General features: G+C 72.2%; 9 protein-coding genes. 8 read left to right on the forward strand and 1 reads right to left on the reverse strand.

Going from position 1 to position 19,791, the window contains the following annotated elements; genetic code table 11:
• From WBA97_RS29180 to WBA97_RS29215, 8 genes are all read left to right on the forward strand, one after another.
• Positions 1–2,084, forward strand: a 2,084-nt coding sequence (locus WBA97_RS29180; protein WP_424234163.1) for a penicillin acylase family protein, incomplete at its 5' end; no start/stop codon positions are given.
• The gene (locus WBA97_RS29185; protein ID WP_424234164.1) at positions 2,081–4,003 is read left to right on the forward strand and encodes a MupA/Atu3671 family FMN-dependent luciferase-like monooxygenase; all 1,923 of its coding nucleotides are present in this window, start codon (positions 2,081–2,083) and stop codon (positions 4,001–4,003) included. The genes WBA97_RS29180 and WBA97_RS29185, both read left to right, overlap by 4 nt.
• Positions 4,004–4,050: 47 nt before the next feature.
• Positions 4,051–5,817, forward strand: coding sequence for an ABC transporter ATP-binding protein (locus WBA97_RS29190; RefSeq protein WP_424234165.1), 1,767 nt, complete (start codon positions 4,051–4,053; stop codon positions 5,815–5,817).
• Positions 5,807–7,621 carry an ABC transporter ATP-binding protein gene (locus WBA97_RS29195; RefSeq protein WP_424234166.1) on the forward strand — a complete coding sequence of 605 codons (1,815 nt, stop codon included), beginning with the start codon at positions 5,807–5,809 and terminating at the stop codon, positions 7,619–7,621. Before WBA97_RS29190 ends, WBA97_RS29195 begins: the two co-directional genes overlap by 11 nt.
• Positions 7,618–12,804, forward strand: a complete 5,187-nt coding sequence (locus WBA97_RS29200; protein ID WP_424234167.1) for an amino acid adenylation domain-containing protein — start codon at positions 7,618–7,620, stop codon at positions 12,802–12,804. The genes WBA97_RS29195 and WBA97_RS29200 overlap by 4 nt, the downstream gene beginning before the upstream one ends.
• A 20-nt stretch (positions 12,805–12,824) precedes the next feature.
• Positions 12,825–16,016, forward strand: coding sequence for a type I polyketide synthase (locus WBA97_RS29205; RefSeq protein WP_424234168.1), 3,192 nt, complete (start codon positions 12,825–12,827; stop codon positions 16,014–16,016).
• Positions 16,013–17,701 (forward strand): carbamoyltransferase N-terminal domain-containing protein, encoded by a 1,689-nt coding sequence (locus WBA97_RS29210; RefSeq protein ID WP_424234169.1) that lies wholly within the window; start codon positions 16,013–16,015, stop codon positions 17,699–17,701. Before WBA97_RS29205 ends, WBA97_RS29210 begins: the two co-directional genes overlap by 4 nt.
• Positions 17,701–18,669: a class I SAM-dependent methyltransferase gene (locus tag WBA97_RS29215; RefSeq protein WP_424234170.1), complete on the forward strand. Its 969-nt coding sequence runs from the start codon at positions 17,701–17,703 to the stop codon at positions 18,667–18,669. Before WBA97_RS29210 ends, WBA97_RS29215 begins: the two co-directional genes overlap by 1 nt.
• A gap of 186 nt (positions 18,670–18,855) precedes the next feature.
• Here the strand turns inward: WBA97_RS29215 and WBA97_RS29220 are convergent, their stop codons facing one another.
• Entirely contained in the window at positions 18,856–19,776 is a 921-nt protein-coding gene (locus WBA97_RS29220; protein ID WP_424234171.1) for a hypothetical protein, read from the reverse strand.
• Positions 19,777–19,791: the final 15 nt, after the last annotated feature.

Here is a 19,791-nt window from a genome sequence, read left to right on the forward strand (position 1 = left end):
GAGTGGAGACGACCGCGCTCGCGGCGATGTGGCGGTTCCACCGCGACGCGGCGGCCGCGGTGCGGGAGCTCGCGCCGGGGCTGGCGACCGACCGGCTCGGGGTGCCGTGGGCGGCGGGCACCACCACTGCCGTGTGGCGTGCGCTCGGGGTCGCGACCGCCCGCTCACACGGGTTCGCCATGGACCTCGCGCGCAGGCGGACGGCCGGGACGCTCCACGAGCTGCTCGGTGAGCGGGTGCTCGACGACGACGCGCGGGTCAGGCGCATCGGGTTCGCCTTCTACGCCGGAAAGATCGTTGCTGCCCTGCCTCCGGGCCAGCGCGCGGTCCTCGACGCGTACGCCGACGGGGTCAACGCGTTGCTCGCGCGGGCGACGCCGTGGGAGTACGCGGTGCTCGGCGCGGCGCCGAGGCCCTGGACGGCGGCCGACTCCGTGCTCGTCGCGCAGGACATGTTCGCGCAGCTCACCGATCCGGCGAGCGGCGAACTGCGTGACCGGCTCGACCACCTGGCCCCCGGCGGCGGCGACCTCGTCGACCGGTCACCGGGCATCACGACCGCGCTTGACGGCACCGAGCGGGGGGACCGCTCGGCCGCTGACCTCCTCCGCCGGGTCCTCGCCGCCGCCCGCGCCGAACAGGCCGAGGACACACCGCTGCGGCAGGAACCCGCGGCCGGGTCGAACAGCTGGGTGGCGGGCACCGAACTCGCCAACGACATCCATCTCGCGCTCGGGGTCCCGAACACCCTGGTGGCGGCGGGGGCGACGATCGAGGGCACCGGCGTGCGCGGGTTCCTGCGCCCCGGGCTGCCGGTGTTCCTCGCAGGCACCACCACCGGCGTGTCGTGGGGACTGACCCGGTTGTGCGGCCGCACCGGAGAACGGATCCCGGCCGGTGCGCCGGGGACGGCGACTGTCGTGGACCGTGACGAGGTGCTCACCGCGGGCACCAGGACAGCGCGGATCCGGGTGCGGCTGGCGGCGGCGGGACCGGTCCTGTCCGACGGATCGGTCCTGCGCTGGCTCGCGCTCGAACCGGGCGGGGTCGAGCTGGGCCTTGCCGATCTCGTGGGGTGCGAGACCGCCGAGGCGGCCTGCGAGGTCGCCGCGGGGTCCGGTGCCCCGCCGGTGCACCTGCTCGTGACCGACCGCCACGGTGGGTCCGGGTGGACGATCGCGGGCCGGCTCGTGCGACGGGGGAGTGGCAGCGGTGTCGTGCCGCCGGGCGACGTGCCGAAGGTCATCGGCAGACGGGTGCTCGTCACCGCCAACTGCGACCCGGCGGTGGCGCTGCCGGACGGGCGGTCGGTAGCCGAGAACGCCTACCCGCACCACCGCGCCCGGCGCATCGCCGACCTGTTGCGCGCAGGCCATTCCGCCCCGGCCGTCCAGTCCGATGTGGACGCCGCGTTCTACCGGCCGTGGCGCACGGTCTTCCTGCCCTACTTCGAAACGCACCCGAGGGTCGCGGCCGCGGTCGCGAGCTGGGACGGCAGCGCCGACGTGCACGCGCGTGGCCTGCACTACCTCGTACTGCTGCACCGCCTCGTGCGGGGAAAGGCCATGGCGGGGCTCGCGCCCCGCACGCCGACGGCGGAGCTGTTCGGGCCGACCTCTCTCGCCGCGCTCGATGGTGAACTCGCGGAGATCGTCGCCGAGGCCGACCCGGCGACGGCTCCCGCCGGCTTTCGCGACTGGCCCCACTTGCTGCGCTGGGCGGTGCGCGCGGCGACCGTCTACCTGGAACGGCGTCTTGGCCCAGGAGCGCCGGAAATGCCGTGGGGCTCGGTCAACCGCCTTGGCCTTCGCCACCCGCTCTCCCCGGTGCTGCCGCGCCTGCACTGGGCCATCGACCAGCCGGACCTCCCACGAGCCGGGTGCCAGCAGTCGGTCGACGCCTCGGCCGCGGGGTTCGGCGCGGCGATGCGCATGGTGAGCGACCCCGCCGCGGGGGTGTTCCGGGTGAGCTGGCCGGGTGGGCAGTCCGGTGACCCGCTGTCCGCCGGGTACCGCGCCATGCTGCCGCGCTGGCTCGCGGGCGGGCTCGTCGACCTCACCTCGCCGCGGAGGAGCCGCCGATGACCGCGCCCTGGTTCCCCCAGTCCACTGTGGACGCACCGGTCCGCCTGTTCTGCCTGCCCTACGCAGGGGGCAACGCGACCGCGTTCCGGCACTGGCAGCGGCTTCTCGCGCCGCACGTCGAGGTCGTTCCGGTGCGCCTGCCCGGCAGGCTCGGACGGCTGGCCGAGCCGCCGTTCACCCGGATGCCCGACCTCGTGGCGGCACTGAGCGAGGCGATGTTCCCGCTGCTGGACCGGCCATACGCGCTGTTCGGCGTCAGCATGGGCGCCCACGTGGCGTTCGAGACGGCCCGCGTGCTCACCGCGCGGTCCCGGCCGCCCGTACGGCTCTTCGTCGCGTCCTACCCGTCCCCGTCCTCGGTCATCGACCGCGACAGCGGCAGCGGCAGTGGCGAAGACCTGCCGGACGCGGAGTTCGCCGCACGGCTGGAGGAACTCGGCGCGATCCCGCCGCAGGTCCTGCGCGACGAGGAGCTGATGCGGCTGCTGCTGCCCTCGGTGCGCGCCGACTTCGCGGTCACCGGCAACCACGTCGACGACGGCGCGGTGCTGACCGGGGTGCCGGTCACCGCCATCCACGGCGTCGACGACCGCGCCGTCGACGCGGACGACATGCGCCGGTGGGCGGACAAGACCGGGGACGACTTCGAGTTCACGCAGGTCGATGGCGACCACTTCTTCGTCCACAGTCACGAGTCGACCCTGTTCACGCTCCTGCGGGACAGGCTGGCAAGGAAAGGCGCACACGTGGGTGACGATCTCAGCGGACGCCTCGCGGCCCTCAGCCCCGACCAGCGGCGGCGGCTCCGCGACCGGCTCCAGGCCGCCGGACGCGCGGCGGAGGGTGAACCGAGCCGGAAGGGGCCGAGGTGGAGCCTGTTCTTCTTCGGCACCGGTCACGGGCGTGCGACCCGGGAGCAGTACCGGATGATGCTGGACTGCGCCCGGTTCGCGGACCGTAACGGGTTCGAGGCGCTGTGGGTGCCCGAACGTCACTTCGACTCGTTCGGCGCCCCGTATCCGAGCCCGGCCGTGCTCGCCGCCTCGCTCGCGACCGCGACCGAACGCCTGCGGATCCGGGCGGGCAGTGTCGTACTGCCGCTGCACGACCCGGTCCGGGTCGCAGAGGACTGGGCGGTCGTGGACAACATCTCCGGTGGCCGCGCGGGCATCGCGCTCGCGTCGGGCTGGCACGCCAACGACTTCGTGTTCCAGCCGGACAACTACGAGAAGCGCAAGGAGGTCCTCGTCGACCACCTCGCCGTCCTCCGCGAGCTGCTCGCGGGCGGCCGGATCCAGCGGGTCGACGGCGCCGGCAAGGAGATCTCGTTCCGCACCTTCCCCAACCCCGACACCGGCACGCTACCGATGTGGATCACCAGCTCGTCGTCCGAGCAGACCTGGCGCACCGGCGCGGAACTCGGTCTCCACGTGCTGACCGGGCTGGTGGAGCAGAGCGTCGCCGACGTCGCCGACCGGGTGCGGGTCTACCACGAGGCGCTGCGCGAGCACGGCCGTGACCCCGCCGACCACACGGTGACCGCGATGGTGCACACGTTCATCGGCAAGGACACCGATGACGTCCGCGCGATGGTGCGGGAGCCCCTCACCGCCTACCTGCGCGCGCACATCAACCTGTACGAGAAGCTCGCGCGCAGCACCGACCTGTCCATCGACCCCGACCGGGTCACGCAGGCCGACAAGGACGCGCTGGCGGCGCTCGCGTTCGAGCGCTACTTCACGAGCCACGGGTTGTTCGGCACCCCGGCCGAGGCACTGCCCATGGTGCGCCGCCTCACCGGCGCCGGCGTCGACGAGATCGCCTGCTTGATCGACTTCGGGCTGCCCGCCGAGACCGTGCTCGACCACCTCGAGCACCTCGCCCGGCTTCGTGACCTGGCGAGCGAGCCGGTGCCGTGACGCCGGGAACACCGACCACCCCAGCCCCTCCGCCCGCGTGGCGCCGCATGACCGGCTCCCCGCTTGGCGCGATGCTGCGCGAGCTGCCACGGGCGCACGGCGGGCTCACCGCCGCGCTCGCCGCGGTGGTGCTGGCGGCGGGGGCCATCCCCGCCGTGCTGGTCCTCGCGGTCGGCGGACTCGCTGACGCGCTGCTCGACGTTGGCACCCCGGCCCGCGACGCCGCGGTCGCGACCGCGGTGGTCGGTGTTCTGTTCGTGGTGGCGCAGCTGCTCGACCCGTTGGCGACCCAGCTCGCCGACGCGCTCGGCCGCCGTTTGGACCGCCGTCTCCGGGACCGCGTGCTCAACGCGTGCCTGACCCCGGACGGCATCGGGCACCTCGGTGACCGGGACACGCTCGCGCTGGTGTCCGGCGTCGCCGAGGCAGGCGTCACGAAGGCCACCGCGCGCGACGCGCTGGTCGCCGCGGTCGCGGTCGGCACGATCCGGCTGCAGGGCGTGTGCTGCGCCGTGGTCCTCGCCGGGTTCCACTGGTGGCTCGGCCTCGGGCTGCTCGCCGCGTTCGCGGCGCTCACCGCAGGCGCGGTGGCGGACTACCGGGCCGGGGCGCGGGCGCTGGGTTCCGCGCCGACGGCCTTGCGCAGGGCGAACTACCTGCGCGGCATGGCGCTCGATCCCGGCAACGCCAAGGACCTGCGCCTGTTCGGCCTCGCCTGCTGGGTGGACCAGCGGTTCCACCGGGAGTGGCTCGTCGTCGCCGCCGCGCCGCGCGGCGGCCGGTGGTGGCTCGTGCCCGTGCTCGGTGCCGGCACGCTGCTGGCACAGCTCGCCGTGTACTGCTGGCTCGCGGCGGCGGTGGCAGGCGGCTCGATCAGCACCGGTGAGTTTGTGGCGTACGCGGGCGCGGTTCTCGGGGTGGTGGGCATCCTCGTCGCCAGCCCGGACAACCTCACGATCGCCAACGGCACGGTGGCCGTCCCACTGGCCGCCCGCATCGAGGCCGCGGTCCTGCCCGCCAGGACCGGTGCAGGCCGCCCGCCGCCGCCGCTCACCGACGGGATCCGCCTGGCGGACGTGACGTTCACCTACCCCGGCCGGGACCGGCCCGTGTTCGACCGGCTCACCATCGACATCCCGGCGGGGCGGTCACTGGCGATCGTCGGGCTCAACGGGGCGGGCAAGTCCACGCTCGTGAACCTGTTGTGTGGCCTGTACGAACCCGACAGCGGCCACGTCCTCGTCGATGGTGTTCCATTGTCCACAGTGGATCATTCGGCGTGGCGGCGGCGCATCGCGGTGGTGTTCCAGGACGCCACCCGCTACGAGCTGACGCCGTGGGAGGCCATCGCCTTCGGCGCACCGGACCACGCCGCCGACCACGCCGGTGTCGTCGCCGCCGCCCGGCAGGCGGGGGTGGACGGTGTGCTCGGGCACCGCGCCATCGCCGACGAGGCAGGGCTTTCCGGCGGGCAGTGGCAGCGGCTGGCGCTCGCCCGTGCGTTCTTCGCGGTCCGCCACGGTGCGAACCTGCTGGTGCTCGACGAGCCGACCGCGGCGCTCGACGTACGTGCCGAGGCGGAGCTTTCCGCCACCCTCCTTGCCGGACCGCGGGAGCTGACCACGGTGCTCGTCAGCCACCGGTTCGCGACCGTCCGCCGCGCGGACCGGATCGTGGTGCTGCGTGACGGGCGCGTTGCCGAGGACGGTGACCACGACACCCTGGTCGCCGCAGGCGGCGAGTATGCCCGGCTGTTCCGCCTCCAGGCCAGGAGTTTCCTCGACGGCGAGGAGGTGGGCGGACGTGAGCTCTGACCGGCTGCGCGGCCTCGCGGCCGCGGTCGGGTTGTGCCTGCGCGCCGACCGTCCCGCCGCCATCGGCTGCATGGTGCTGTTCACCCTGCGGCCACTCGCGCTCGTGTGCACCGCGTACGGGATCAAACTGGTCGTGGACGCCGCCGGGCACGACGTGCCGACGGCGATGGCGGTTGGCGCGGCGATCGCGGCGGTGAACGCGGCTGGGTTCGTCGCGGGCCTGGCCGGTGTCCGGCTCGCGCATCGGGTGATGACCGAGGCCGGTCACGCCGTCGACCGCGAGCTGGTCGAGCTGTCGCTGCGCCCCGCCGGGATCGGCCACCAGCAGCGTCGCGACCACCTCGACACCGTCTCGGTGTTGTCCACCGAGCAGGTGAGCCTCGCCGAGAGCGCGGACGTGCTCGCCCTGCTCGCCGGCGCCGCACTGCGTGCGCTCTGCACCGTCGTGTTGCTCGCCGCCGTCAGTCCGTGGCTGCTGCTGGTGGTGGTGTTCGCCGTGCCGGCACTGCTGGCGAGCGCCGGTGCAGAGCGCGTCCGGCAGGATGCGCTCACCGCCACGGCCGCCGACGGCAGGCGAGCGCGGCACCTGTTCACGCTCGCCACCACCGCGGCGCCTGCGCGGGAGCTGCGTGTGCACGGGCTCCAGCACGAGGTCCTGGTCAGGCACACCGCTCTCGGCGCGGCCGCCGACCGGCTGCTGGACCGGGCCGGTCGCCGCGCGTTCGCCTTGTCCGCGCTGGGCTGGCTGGTGTTCACCGCCGGGTACGCCGGTGCCGGCCTGCTGGTCGTCGTGAGCGCCGCCCGCGGTGGTGTCGGCATCGGTGACGTCGTCATGGTGCTCATGCTGCTCACCAGCATCGTGTTGCAGATGACGCAGACGGTCCGGTTCACCGGCCTGGTCAACCGGTGCGCGGCGGCCGGGCGCAGGCTGGTGTGGCTGCGGGACACGACGCCACCGGCCGACCTGCCCGGTGGCGTCACGCCCCCGGACGCGGTACGCGACGGGATCACGGTGCGGGGGTTGCGGTTCCGCTACCCGGGCGCCGTGACCGAGGTGCTCGCCGGTGTCGACCTGCACCTGCCCTCGGGCAGCGTCGTCGGCCTGGTCGGTGAGAACGGCAGCGGCAAGAGCACGCTCGTCGCGCTGCTGACCGCCATGTACCAGCCGGACAGCGGCGACATCCTCGTCGACGGCATCCCGCTCGCCGACATCGGCGCCGCCGCGTGGCGCGCGAGCACCACCGGACTGTTCCAGGACTTCGCCCGCCTCGAACTCGAGCTGCGGGAGTCGGTCGGCGTCGGGTACCTGCCCGAACTGGCCGACGGCGCCGCGGTCGCGGCGGCGCTGTCACGCGCGGGCGCGGACGCCGTCGTCGCCGCGCTCCCGGCCGGCACGCAGACCGAGCTCGGTCACAGCTTCCCCGGCGGTACCGAGCTGTCCGGCGGTCAGTGGCAGCGGATCGGTCTCGCACGCGGCATGATGCGCCGCGCCCCGCTGCTGGCTGTGTTCGACGAACCGACGTCGGCCATCGACGCCGAGACCGAGCGCGCGCTGCTGAGCCGCCACGCCGCCGCCGCCCGCGCGAGCGCCGCCACGACAGGGGCCGTCACGGTGCTCGTGTCCCACCGGTTCTCCAGCGTCCGAGACGCCGACCTGATCGTCGTCCTCGACGCGGGCCGGGTCACCGAGGTCGGCACGCACGACGATCTCCGTGCCGCTCGCGGTGCCTACGCCCGCCTCTATGACCTGCAGGCCGCGGGCTACCGAAAGGCCAGTCCCGCGAACACAGGGAGGAACTCATGACCGGCACCCCTCTGTCCACACAGGACACCCTGCTGGACAGGCTCGCCGAATGGCACCGGGACCGGCCGGACGCGGTCGCGTACCGGCTCCTCGGCGACGGGGAGACCGAGACCGCGCGGCTCACCTATGGCCTGCTGCACGACGAAGTCGTCCGGGTGGCCCGGCACGTGCGGCGGCGCACCGTCGACAGCGACCGGGTGGCGCTCCTGTACACCCCTTCGCTGGACTTCGTCGCCGGTTTCCTCGGCGTGCTCCACGCCGGTCGCGTCGCGGTGCCCGTCGCCGCGCCGGTCGCGCACGGCGCCTCAACGGCGGGGCTGGCCGCGATCCTGCGGGACGCGGACGTCGCCCTGGTGCTGACCGACTTCCCGGACGCGGACGTCGCGGAGTGGCTGCGCGGCGGGTGGCCGGCCGAGCAGGTACGTGACCTCGGCGACGATGCAGGCCCCGCCGACGAGGACCGGCCCGTCCCCGCTCCCGAGGACCTCGCGCTGCTGCAGTACACGTCGGGCTCGACCGGCTCGCCCCGCGGCGTCATGGTGAGCCATCACAACCTGATGGCCAACCAGGAACAGATTCGGGAGGCGTTCGGGCAGGGCGGTGACGCGGTCGTCGTGAGCTGGCTGCCGTTCTTCCACGACATGGGCCTCATCGGCGGCGTGCTCCACTCGCTGTACCTCGGCGCTACCGCCGTACTCATGCCGCCGGAGACCGTTCTGCGTGAGCCTGCCCGCTGGCTGCGAGCGATCAGCCGGTACCGGGGCACCGTCTCACCCGCACCGAACTTCGGCTACGACCAGTGCGTGCGGCGCGTCAGCGCCGACCAGCTGCCCGGCCTCGACCTGTCCAGCTGGCAGGTCGCGTGCAACGGAAGCGAGCCGGTGAACCCCCGCGTGCTGGCGGCGTTCGCCGAGACCTTCGCCCCGAGCGGGTTCCGCGCCGAGAGCCTCGTGCCCTGCTACGGTCTCGCGGAGGCCACGCTGCTCGTCAGCGCCAGCGCGGGACGGCCGCCGAGGGTCGAGCCGCACGTGTCCTGCGGCGCCGCGGTGACCGACGTGGTGGTCGTCCTGGACGGCGCCGCCGTGCCGGACGGGACCGAGGGCGAGCTCTGGGTGCACGGTCCGAACGTCGCGGGCGGGTACTGGCGCAACCCGGCCGCGACCGAGGAGACCTTCCGGGCCGCGTTGCCCGGCGACCCGAGGACGTTCCTGCGCACCGGGGATCTCGGGTACACGCGTGACGGCGAGGTGTTCGTCACCGGTCGCGTGAAGGACCTGCTGATCATCCGAGGGCGCAACCACCACCCGCAGGACGTTGAGGCGACGGTCCAGGCGGTCGAACCGCGTCTCGTGCCGGGTGCCGGCGCCGCGTTCACCACCGATGACGACCGGCTCGTCGTCGTCCAGGCGGCACGTGGCACAGTGCCCGACCCGGACGGTCTGACCGACCGGATCCGCCAGGCGGTCGCGAGGGAGCACGGACTCGCCGTCAGCGAGGTCGTGCTCGTGAAACCCGCCGGGGTGCCGAGGACCACGAGCGGGAAGGTGCGCAGGGCAGCGTGCCGGGACCGCTATGTGGCAGGCGAACTAACCAGCAACCCCCGCGAGTCCACGGTTCAGAACCCGCGAGTCCACGGTTCAGAACCCGCGAGTCCACGGTTCAGAACCCGCGAGTCCACGGTTCGGGACCCTGAGTTGCCGGTCGTGGTCCTCGGCGGACCCGGCGCGGCGACCGCGGCCGACGACGACCCGAGTGCGGTCGCCGAGCTGGTCGCGGAGGTCCTTGGGGTGCCGGCAGGCTCGCTCGCCGACGACCGCCCGCTGTCCGCGTCCGGGCTGGATTCCCTGCGCGCCATGCACATTCAGCAGATCCTGGCGGAGGCCGGGCGGACCGTCCCTGGCCTCGACGCGCTGCTCGGGGGCGCCACGCTGCGGGACATCACCGCCCTGCCCCCCGCCGAGGCACCGCCCCGCGCCACGGGGCCCTGGGAGGTGACCAGGGGCCAGCAGGCGCTGTGGTTCCTCAGCCAGTGGAACGAGGGCAGCGCGGCGGCGTACGTGCTCGCGCGGGCCGTCGAACTCACCCCGGAACCCGACGAGGACCGGCTCCGCACGGCGACCATGGCCCTCGTCGCCCGGCACGGGCAGTTGCGCAGCCGCTTCCGCCACGACGGCGACCGCGTCGTGCGCGCCGAGTGGGGCGTGGCCGACCACGCGTGGTTCACGGCGCGGGACGTCGAGTCCGGCAGCGACCTGGCCGCCGCCATCTCCGCCGAGGCCGCGAAGCCGGTCGACCTCGCGGAGGACCCGCTGTTCCGGCTCGTCCTGTTCCGCCGCACCGGACACCGCCCGGTCCTGTTGATCGTCGCCTCGCACCTGGTCTCGGACCTGCACTCGCTGGCCGTGGTCCGCGCCGAGCTCGGCGCCCTCTACGAGGGCACCCCGCTGCCACCCGCGCCGGACGTGGCCACCGTGGTCGCGTCCGAGCAGGCCTACCTTGCCTCCGAGGAAGGACAGGCCGCGCTGGCCGCCTGGGCAGGCGAACTGCGGGACGCGCCCGTCCTGGACCTGCCGAGGGACCGCGAACGCGGCACCGGTACCCGGTTCCTCGGCGACGCGACCACGTTGCGGTTCGACGCGCGGGACGGCGCCGCGCTCGACCGGCTCGCCGCCGAACTGGGCACCACTCCGTACACCGTGCTCCTGGCCGCCTATCACGGCTTCCTCGACCGGATCTGCGGGCAGGGCGACATCGTGGTCGGCGTGCCGGTCGCGTTGCGGTCCGGTTCCCGGCTCGCGGGTGCGGTCGGTTACCTGATCAACACCGTGCCGGTCCGCATCCACGCGGACGGCGGCGGGGACAGTCTCGTCGACCGTGTCGCGTGCAGCCGCGACGCACTGGTGACCGTGCTGGCGCGGGCACGCGTACCGCTGCCGAGCCTGGTGGAACAGCTCGGCGTCGGCGCCGACCCGTCACCGCTGTTCCAGGTCAGCTGTGGTTTCTATGACGACGGCGCGCCAGGGCAGCACGGGGTCGCCGGACTGGCGCTCGAGGTCGAGGCGGCCGAGGCCGCGATCGGGTCGCTCGCGGCCAGGTCGTGGCCGTTGCCGGTGCGGACCGCGGTCACCGAACTGGACGTGACGTTCGGCCGGACCGGTGACGGGCTCGTCGTGCGCGTCAACCACAGCACCGAGGTCTTCGACCCGGTCACCGCACACCACCTCGCGGAAAGCCTCCGCACGTTCGTGTCGGCGGCGCTGGGCGCGCCCCGGGAACCCCTGCGCGACCTGCCCACCTGGCACGGCCCGGGTTCGGTTCTCCTGCCGGGCGATGTCGAGGTCGGGACCGCGTCCCTCGCCGCCCGGTTCGCCGAGCAGGTCCGGACGGTCCCGGCCGCACCCGCCGTCGTGCACGGCGACCGCACCTGGTCCTACGCCGAGCTTGGCGCGTGGACGGCGCGGCTGGCCGCGGCCCTGCCACCCGCGCCGCGGGACGGCACCACACCGGTGGCGGCCCTCTTCTTCGAGGGCGGGCCCCGGTTCGTCGCGGGCATGGTGGCCGCGCTGCGCGCCGGCTACGCCTTTCTGCCGTTGATGCCGGACCTGCCGGACGAGCGGCTGCGGTTCATGCTCGCCGACGCGGGCGTGGCGGCCGTCTTCGCCGCGCAGGAGGACGTCGGCCGGATCGCGGCCCTGGCCGCCGGGGCCGAGGTGGCCCTCGATGTTCTCCCGGTCGGGGAGGAGCCGGAGCAGTCCTGCGAACAGTCCGATGTGGACATCGCGGCGCGGTTGGCCGTGCGGGACGGGAACGCCGTCGCCTACGTCGTCTACACGTCCGGCACGACCGGCAGGCCCAAGGGCGTGGTCATCACCGACGACAGCGTGCTGCCGCTGCTGTGCTGGCAGGCGCGGGAGTTCCCGGCCGGACCGGGCATGCGGATGGCGCAGACCTGCGCGTTGTCCTTCGACGTCGGGTTGCAGGAGCTGCTGACCGTACTCGTGTTCGGCGGCGCGATCTGCATGCCACTGCCCGGTGAGCGGTACTCGGCCGCGGGCTTCGGCGGGTTCCTCGCGCGGGACCGTGCGAACGCGCTCTACGCGACGCCAACGTTCATCCGCGAGCTGACCGCGCGCGACACCCCGATGCACACGATCGAGGTGGTGCAGATCGCGGGGGAGATGCTCACCAGCACCGTCGTCGAACGGGTGCGCCCGTTGTTCGCGCCGGGCTGCCGTGTCTTCAACGGGTACGGACCGACCGAGACCAGCATCAACTGTGCCATGTACCTGACCGCACCGGACACCGCGCCAGAGGGCGCGGCGCTGCCGGTGGGCACGCCGACCGGTCTCGCCCGGCTGTACGTGCTCGACCGGTACCGCAGGCCGTTGCCACCGGCCCTGTACGGCGAGGTGTACATCGGCGGTCCCGGGGTCGGCGCTGGGTATGTCAACCGGCCGGAGGAGACGGCCGCGCGGTTCCTGCCCGACACCGTGCTGGGGCACGGCCGGATGTACCGCACCGGTGACCGCGGCCGCGTGCTTCCAGACGGGCGGCTCGTGATCACCGGCAGGCTCGACGATCAGGTGAAGATCCGCGGCTACCGCATCGAGCCAGGTGAGGTGGAGGCACAGCTGCGGCCGCTGGTCACCGACTGCGCGGTGATCGTCGCGCAGGGCGCGAACGGCCCACGCCTGCTGGCGTACGTCACCGGTGCCGCCGACGCCGTCGAGTTGCGGGTCGCGCTCGCCGAGCGGCTGCCGGGCTACATGATGCCCGCCCGGATCGTCGTGCTCGACACCCTGCCGAGGACGAGGAACGGCAAGCTCGACACCCGCGCTCTGCTCGCCGCGGCCGACCGGCCCGACACGTCGTCGCGGGCGGCGGGGCGGCTCCTGCCGGTCGTCGTCGGGATCTGGCGTGAGGTCCTCGGTCTGCACGAGTTCGACGTGGACGCCAACTTCTTCGAGATCGGCGGCAGTTCGCTGCTGCTCGCGCGGGTCGCCGCGTCCGTTCGGGACGCCACCACGATCGACGTGTCCGTCCCGAAGCTCTTCCAGTACCCGACCGCGCGCAGCCTCTCCGCCTACCTGGAGACCGTGCGCGCCGACCCCATGGACACCACCGGCAGAACCCCGTCGCTGGGCACCGCCCGGCGCGTGCGCGGACGCCAGCGCAGAGGCTGACCGACGACGAGGAGACTGACATGCCCACCCAGTACGAGACGACTCCCGCCGACATCGCCGTGATCGGCATGGCGTGCAGGCTGCCGGGGGCGGACGACCCCGACCAGTACTGGCGCAACCTGCGCGAAGGCGTCGAGTCGATCACGTTCTTCACCGACGACGAGCTCCGCGCACGGGGCGTCGCACCGGACCTGCTGGCGAATCCCAAGTACGTGAAGGCAGCCGGGGTGTTCCGCGACGGCGAGGGGTTCGACGCCTCCTTCTTCGGCTACAACGCGCGCGAGGCCGAGATCATGGACCCGCAGCACCGCCACTTCCTCGAGGTGTCCTACCACGCGCTCGAGGATGCCGGGTACGACCCGGCCCGCTACGACGGCCGGATCGGGGTCTACGGCGGGTGCACGATGAACACCTACCTGCCGATGAACATCATCCCGAACGGCCGGATCGTCGACGTGATGAGCGACCTGCACATCATGCTCGGCGGCGACAAGGAGTACCTGCCAGCGCGGGTGTCCTACAAGCTCGACCTGACCGGACCCAGCATCGCCGTGCAAACCGCCTGTTCCAGTTCGCTGACCGCCATCCACATGGCGTGCCAGGCGATCCTCAACGACGAGTGCGACATGGCGCTGGCGGGCGGCTCGTCCGTCCGGATGCCCTTCGGCGCCGGCTACCTGCACGTGCCGGGCGGCACGTCCTCGCCGGACGGCCACTGCCGGGCGTTCGACGCCGGGTCCGCGGGCAGCGTCGTTGGCAACGGCGCCGGCGTCGTCATGCTCAAGCACCTTTCGGAGGCGCTCGCCGACGGTGACCACGTCTACACCGTCATCAAGGGCACCTCGATCAACAACGACGGGGCCAACAAGGTCAGCTTCACCGCGCCCAGCGTGCACGGGCAGGCCAAGGCGATGGCGAGCGCCCTGCTCGCCGCGGAACTGACCGCCGACGACATCGGATACGTGGAGGCGCACGGCACCGGCACCCCGCTCGGTGACCCGATCGAGGTGACCGCGATGACGCAGGCGTTCCGGGAGACCAGCGACGCCGTCGGCACGTGCGCCCTCGGGTCGGTGAAACCCAACATCGGGCACCTGGACGCAGGCGCGGGCGTGGCGAGCTTCATCAAGGCGACGCAGGTCCTGCGGCACGGGATGCTCCCACCCACACTGCACTTCCAGGAGCCCAACCCCCAGCTCGGGCTGGAGGACAGCCCGTTCTTCGTGAACAACGAACTGGTCGACTGGCCGGGACCGGAGCCGCGCAGGGCCGGCGTGAACTCGATCGGGATGGGCGGCAGCAACGCGCACGTGATCATCGAGCAGGCGCCGGACCAGCCGGCCGGCGACCCGGACCGGGGCAGCCAGCTCCTGCTCCTGTCCGCCCACACCGCGACCGCTCTGGAAGCCATGAGCGAGAACCTGGTGCGCTGGCTCGCCGCGAACCCGCGTGCCGACTTCGCGGACGTCGCCTACACGCTGCAGGTGGGCCGCAAACAGCTCCGGCACCGCAGGGCGGTCGCCGTCCGCGACCCGGAGGACGCGAGCTACGCGCTCGGCACCTCCGGGTCGTCCCGGGTCGCGACCCGCCGCTGTGACGCCGTCAGTGGGGTCGCGCTGCTGTTCCAGGGACAGGGCGCACAGCACCCCGGAATGGCGGCGCACCTCTACGAGGCGTTCCCCGCCTACCGGGACGCGGTGGAGGAGTGCCTCACCGCGTGCGAGATCGGCGACGAGTTGCGCGAGTTGCTGGTGACCGCGGCGCCGGGCGACGCTGGTGCGGCGGAACGGCTGCGCGACACGGCGATCACGCAGCCCGCGATGTTCGTGGTCGAGTACGCGGCGACCGCGTTGCTGCGCGGCCTTGGGGTCGAGCCCGTCGCGATGCTCGGGCACAGCCTCGGTGAGTACGTTGCCGCGGTCGTCGCGGGCGTGTTCAGCGTCAAGGACGGAATCCGGCTGGTCACCGAGCGCGCCCGCCTCATGTCGGCGCTGCCCGCAGGCGGCATGGTGTCGGTCCCGCTGGCGCCGGAGGCGGTCGGGCCCTACCTCGTGGACGGTGTCGATCTCGCCGCGGTCAACGGCCCGCAACTCGTGACCCTGTCGGGGCAGTGGGAGGCGCTCGACCCGGTGGTCGAACGGCTCGAGGCCGACCGGGTCCGGGTGCGCAGGCTCGCGGTCTCCCACGCGTTCCACTCCGCAGTGATGGACGCCGTGCTCGACGACTACCGCGCGGTGCTCGACACGGTCGAGCTGTCGGCACCCACGATCCGGTTCGTCTCCGATGTCACTGGTGACTGGATCACCGAGGACGAGTGCACCGACCCCGGCTACTGGGTGCGGCACCTGCGGGAGCCGGTGCGGTTCGCCGACGGGTGCGCCACCCTCGCGGCGGTCGAGGACCTCGTGGTGCTCGACGTCGGTCCGGGCACCACGCTGCTGTCCATGCTGGAGCTGGCGGCCCCGAGGACGTGGGTGGCGTCCGCGCCTCTGCAGGCCGACCCGCGCAAGCGCGGCGACGGGGTGCGCACGTTCCTGCAGGCGGTCGGCACCGCGTGGACCGCGGGTGTGGACATCGACTTCACCGCCCTGTGGCGCCACTCGCGGCGGCGCAGGACATCCCTGCCGGTGTACCCCTTCGAGCACCGGCGGTACTGGCTCGACCCGGTCCCGCTCGCCCCACCCGCCGCGCCGGTACCGGTCGTGGTCACTCCCGCACCGAGTCAGGAGGCCCGGCCCGTTGGACCGTCGTCGCGCTACCCCCGGCCGGACGTCAGCGTGCCCTACTCGCCGCCGAGGTCCGATGTCGAGCGCGTCGTCACCGGCGAGATGGCCGAGATCCTCGGCTTCGACCGGGTGGGCGTGCACGACAACTTCTTCGAGTTCGACGCCGACTCGCTGATGGCGCTGCAGCTGGTCGCGCGTCTGCGCGACCACTACGGGATCGAGCTCCCGGTCACGAAGGTCTTCGACAACCCGAGTGCCGCGCATCTGAGCGCGGTGGTGACCGAGGAGGTCGGCCAGCTCGGCGGCGCGGCGCCGGCCACACCTCCGATGGACGCGGCACCCCCCGGGGTCGCGCCAGGTGTCGCGGCGCCGGTCGACTCCACAGTCGACTCCACAGTGGACTCCACAGTGGACGATTACCTGCGTGACGTCGATCCGGCGGAGCTGACCCGCCTGCTCGACGAGATCGAGGGGGAGCCGACGTGATCGTCTGCGGACTGAAGCTCACCCACGACGGTGCCGTCGCTCTCGTCGAGGACGGCAGGCTCGTGTTCAGCGTCGAGGTCGAGAAGCTGGACAACGGACGGCGCTACAGCCAGGTCGACGACATGGCCGTGGTGGCGCGGATCCTCGGCGACTTCGGCTACCACCCGGACGACGTCGACGAATGGGTGATCGACGGCTGGGACGGCCGGGAGACCGGGTCGGTCTCCGTCACCGACGATGGTGTTCCCCTCACCCTCACGGTGGCGCCGTACCGGGAGAACGACACGGTCACCGACCTGCTGGCGCCCGGGCACACTGGGGAGTTCCGGCTCGGTGGCGCGACCCTGCCGTTCACCAGCTACGTGCACGTCGCAGGGCATCTCGCCAGCGCCTACTGCACGGCACCGTTCGCGGGAGAACCCTCGTTCGTGCTGATCTGGGACGGCGGGCTGTTCCCCCGGCTCTACCACGTGGACCCGGTGGACGGTGTGACGAACGGCGGAGCGCTGTTCCCGCTGATCGGCCACACCTACGCGTCCGCGGCCCACCACTTCGGACCGTTCCGGCGCACGGACGAGGCGACGACCGTCGACGACCTGTCGGTCGCGGGCAAGCTGATGGCCTACATCGCGATGGGTTCACCGCAGGAGGGCGTGCTCGCGGTGCTGCGCGAGCTCTTCCACGAGCACTTCGATGGCGGTTCGCCGCAAGCGGCCCGCTACCGGGCGGAGATCGCGGGCGTGGGCAGCAACGCGGAGCCGTCGCTGTCCCATGTGCACGCGTTCTTCCGGGACCTGCGGGCCCGCGTCGACGCACCGGACGTCGACGTGCTCGCGAGCGTCCACCAGTTCCTGGAGGACCTGCTGGTGGAACGGGTCACCGCCGCCGTGCGGGGGTGGTACGGCGACGGGCCGTGGAACCTGTGCTTCGTCGGTGGCTGCGCACTCAACATCAAGTGGAACAGTGCCCTGCGGGCGCAGCGGCTGTTCCGCGACGTGTGGGTGCCACCGTTCCCGAACGACTCAGGATCGGCCATCGGCGCGGCGTGTGCCCACCTCGCGGCGCGGGACGGCCTCTCCTCGCTGACCTGGCATCCCCGGTCCGGGCCCGCGCTGGGTCCGGCCTTGGCACCGGCGGGCTGGCGAGCGACCCCGTGCTCCCCGAAGGAACTCGCCGGGATCCTGCACCGCACCGGTGACCCGGTCGTGCTCCTCGACGGGCGAGCCGAGCTGGGGCCACGGGCGCTCGGCGGACGCAGCATCATCGCTCCCGCGGTGGACCAGTCGATGAAGGACCTGTTGAACGAGGTCAAGGGCCGGGAGCACTACCGTCCGGTCGCGCCGATCTGTCTCACCGAGCACGCACCCGGGATCTTCGAGCCTGGTGTGCCCGATCCGCACATGCTCTTCGACCACCACGTGCGCGACGACTGGAAGGGCCGGATCCCCGCCGTGCTGCACCTTGACGGCACCGCGCGGCTGCAGACCGTCTGTGCGGACGACGATCCGACCCTGACCGTGGTACTGCGCGAGTACCACCGGCTGAGCGGCATCCCGGTGCTGTGCAACACGAGCGCGAACCACAACGGCCGTGGATTCTTCCCGGACGTCGCCTCGGCCGCCGAATGGGGCCGGGTCGGCCGGATCTGGAGTGCCGGCGTGCTGTTCGAGAAAGGAACCGGCTGATGTCGGCGACCCGCGAACTGTACGAGGAATACCCGTATCCGTCGCCGGACCCCTCGGGCCCGCTGATCCACGACACGGCGTTCGGGGTCGCCTGCATGCTCGACGACGACCGGCTGGACGGCTGGGAGGTCCTCGACCTCGGCTGCGGGACGGGGCACCGGCTGATCCCGCTCGCGCTGCAGTACCCGCACGCACGGTTCACCGGTCTCGACGCGAGCGAACAGTCGCTCACCGTGGCCCGGCACCTGGCCGACCGGCACGGCGCGACCAACGTCAGGTTCGTGCGCGGCAGTGTGCCCGACGCCGACCTGGACACCGGTTTCGATCTCGTCGTGTCGACCGGCGTGCTCCACCACCTGCCCGACCCGCGTGCCGGTCTCACCTGGGCAGTCGACCACCTCGTCGAGGACGGCCTGCTGTACCTGTGGTTCTACGGCGCGCTGGGTGAGCACAACCGGATGCTCGAACGCGAGCTCGTGCACCTGCTCGCCGAGAAGCCGGGCGCCATGCCCGACCTCGACACGGTCCACGCGCTCGGTTTTCGCCTGTCCCGCACCCGCTACGGCCCGACCGCGGACGGCGGCGGCTCGACGCCGGTGCAGTCCGTTGTGGACGCGGACGCGTACCTGAACCCGATCGTCACACCCGTCACCTTCGCCGAGGTGTTCGAGATGTGCACTGGCCAGGCCCTCGACTGGGTTGCCGCCTTCGGCGTCAATCTCGAGCTGGACAGCAAACTGATCGACTTCGGCGCCCGCGACCCGAACCGCCACCTCACCGTCCGCGGCGACGACCTGTTCGACGACCCGGACCTCCGTGGCCGCTACGAGGCGCTGCCGCCCCGCGATCGAGTGCGGGTTCTGGAGCTGTGTCTGCGGCCAACGGGCATCACCGTGGTCGCGGGCCGCGGTACGTCGGTGGCGGACTGTGCACCTCGCGTGGAGGCGAACATCCTCGGCAAGCCGTGAGCCGAGGTCCGACCTGGCTGTCTGGGCTGTACCGCGGGCTGGACGCCTCTCCTGTGTCTACTCGGCTTGGTTCGCAAGAGACACCATCGACGCCTACAACGACCGCGCGAAACCCTTCACCTGGACCAAGGCCGCAGACGAACTCCTCACCAAGATCAACTGTAAACAGACCTCAGACACGCGACACTAGTCACTGTTCTTGGTGTTCTTCGCCCACCAGCCGGCGAAGATAGTCACGTCGTGCGAGCGGCAGGACTGCGCCGCGAGCCTGTTGAACAGGTTGTGGAACTCGGTCCCCGGAGCGCAGCACACCATGAGCATCACGTCGCCGGATTCTGCGATGGCCTCGACGATCTCCATCCGCACCTGGTTCATTGCGGTGAGCACCTTGTGCGCAACTTCGTCGTTGCCGTCACCCTTGATGCCTTTCCACATCCCCACGTATCTGTCGATGAGTTTGGCGATCCTGGCGAGCACGGCTGAGGAACCGTAGACGACCTTGCCGTTCCCGGAATATTTGACGGCGTCCGCCCATTGCTTCGGGTCGCAGCTGGCCTCCAACGAGTCCAGTACCTGCATCGGGTCGCCGATGGTTTCCTGGTGGCCGCTCGCGGCTTCTTCGGCGCGCAGGAGCGCCTCCACCTGAGCGAGCACAGGTCGCACGGTGCCGTTGATCTCCGCGACGACCGCGTCCAGTTCGTGTACGAGCGCGTCGTCGGGTTGATCGACGGACAGCACCTTCTCCGCGATGGCCATCCCGGCGTTTAGGCGCATGGCGACGTCGCCCATGAACGCGGCCACGTCGCTGCCGTCCTTGCTGAAATACTTGATCCAGGCCGCCTTGTACGCACCCTGTCGGTCCATGATGAACTTGTTCTGCTCGCGGAGATCCATGGCGTCCAGCCGGGCTTGTGCCTGCGGGGTGACCTTCGGAGTCTCCTTCGGGGGCGCCGCCTTGTCCTCGCGCTTGTGCGGATTTGATTTGGGGACCGCCGCCAGCTGGGCGCGGATCAGCTTCCTCTCCGTCTTGCTCAGGCCTTTTTCCCGGAGCCGGTCCTGGAGTTCGCGGCGGAGCCTCTCGCCGGAGTCTTCCTTCTCACCGGTCATCTCCACAGCGGCACA

The organism is Actinophytocola sp., assembly GCF_049647105.1.
Taxonomy (GTDB): Bacteria; Actinomycetota; Actinomycetes; order Mycobacteriales; family Pseudonocardiaceae; genus Actinophytocola.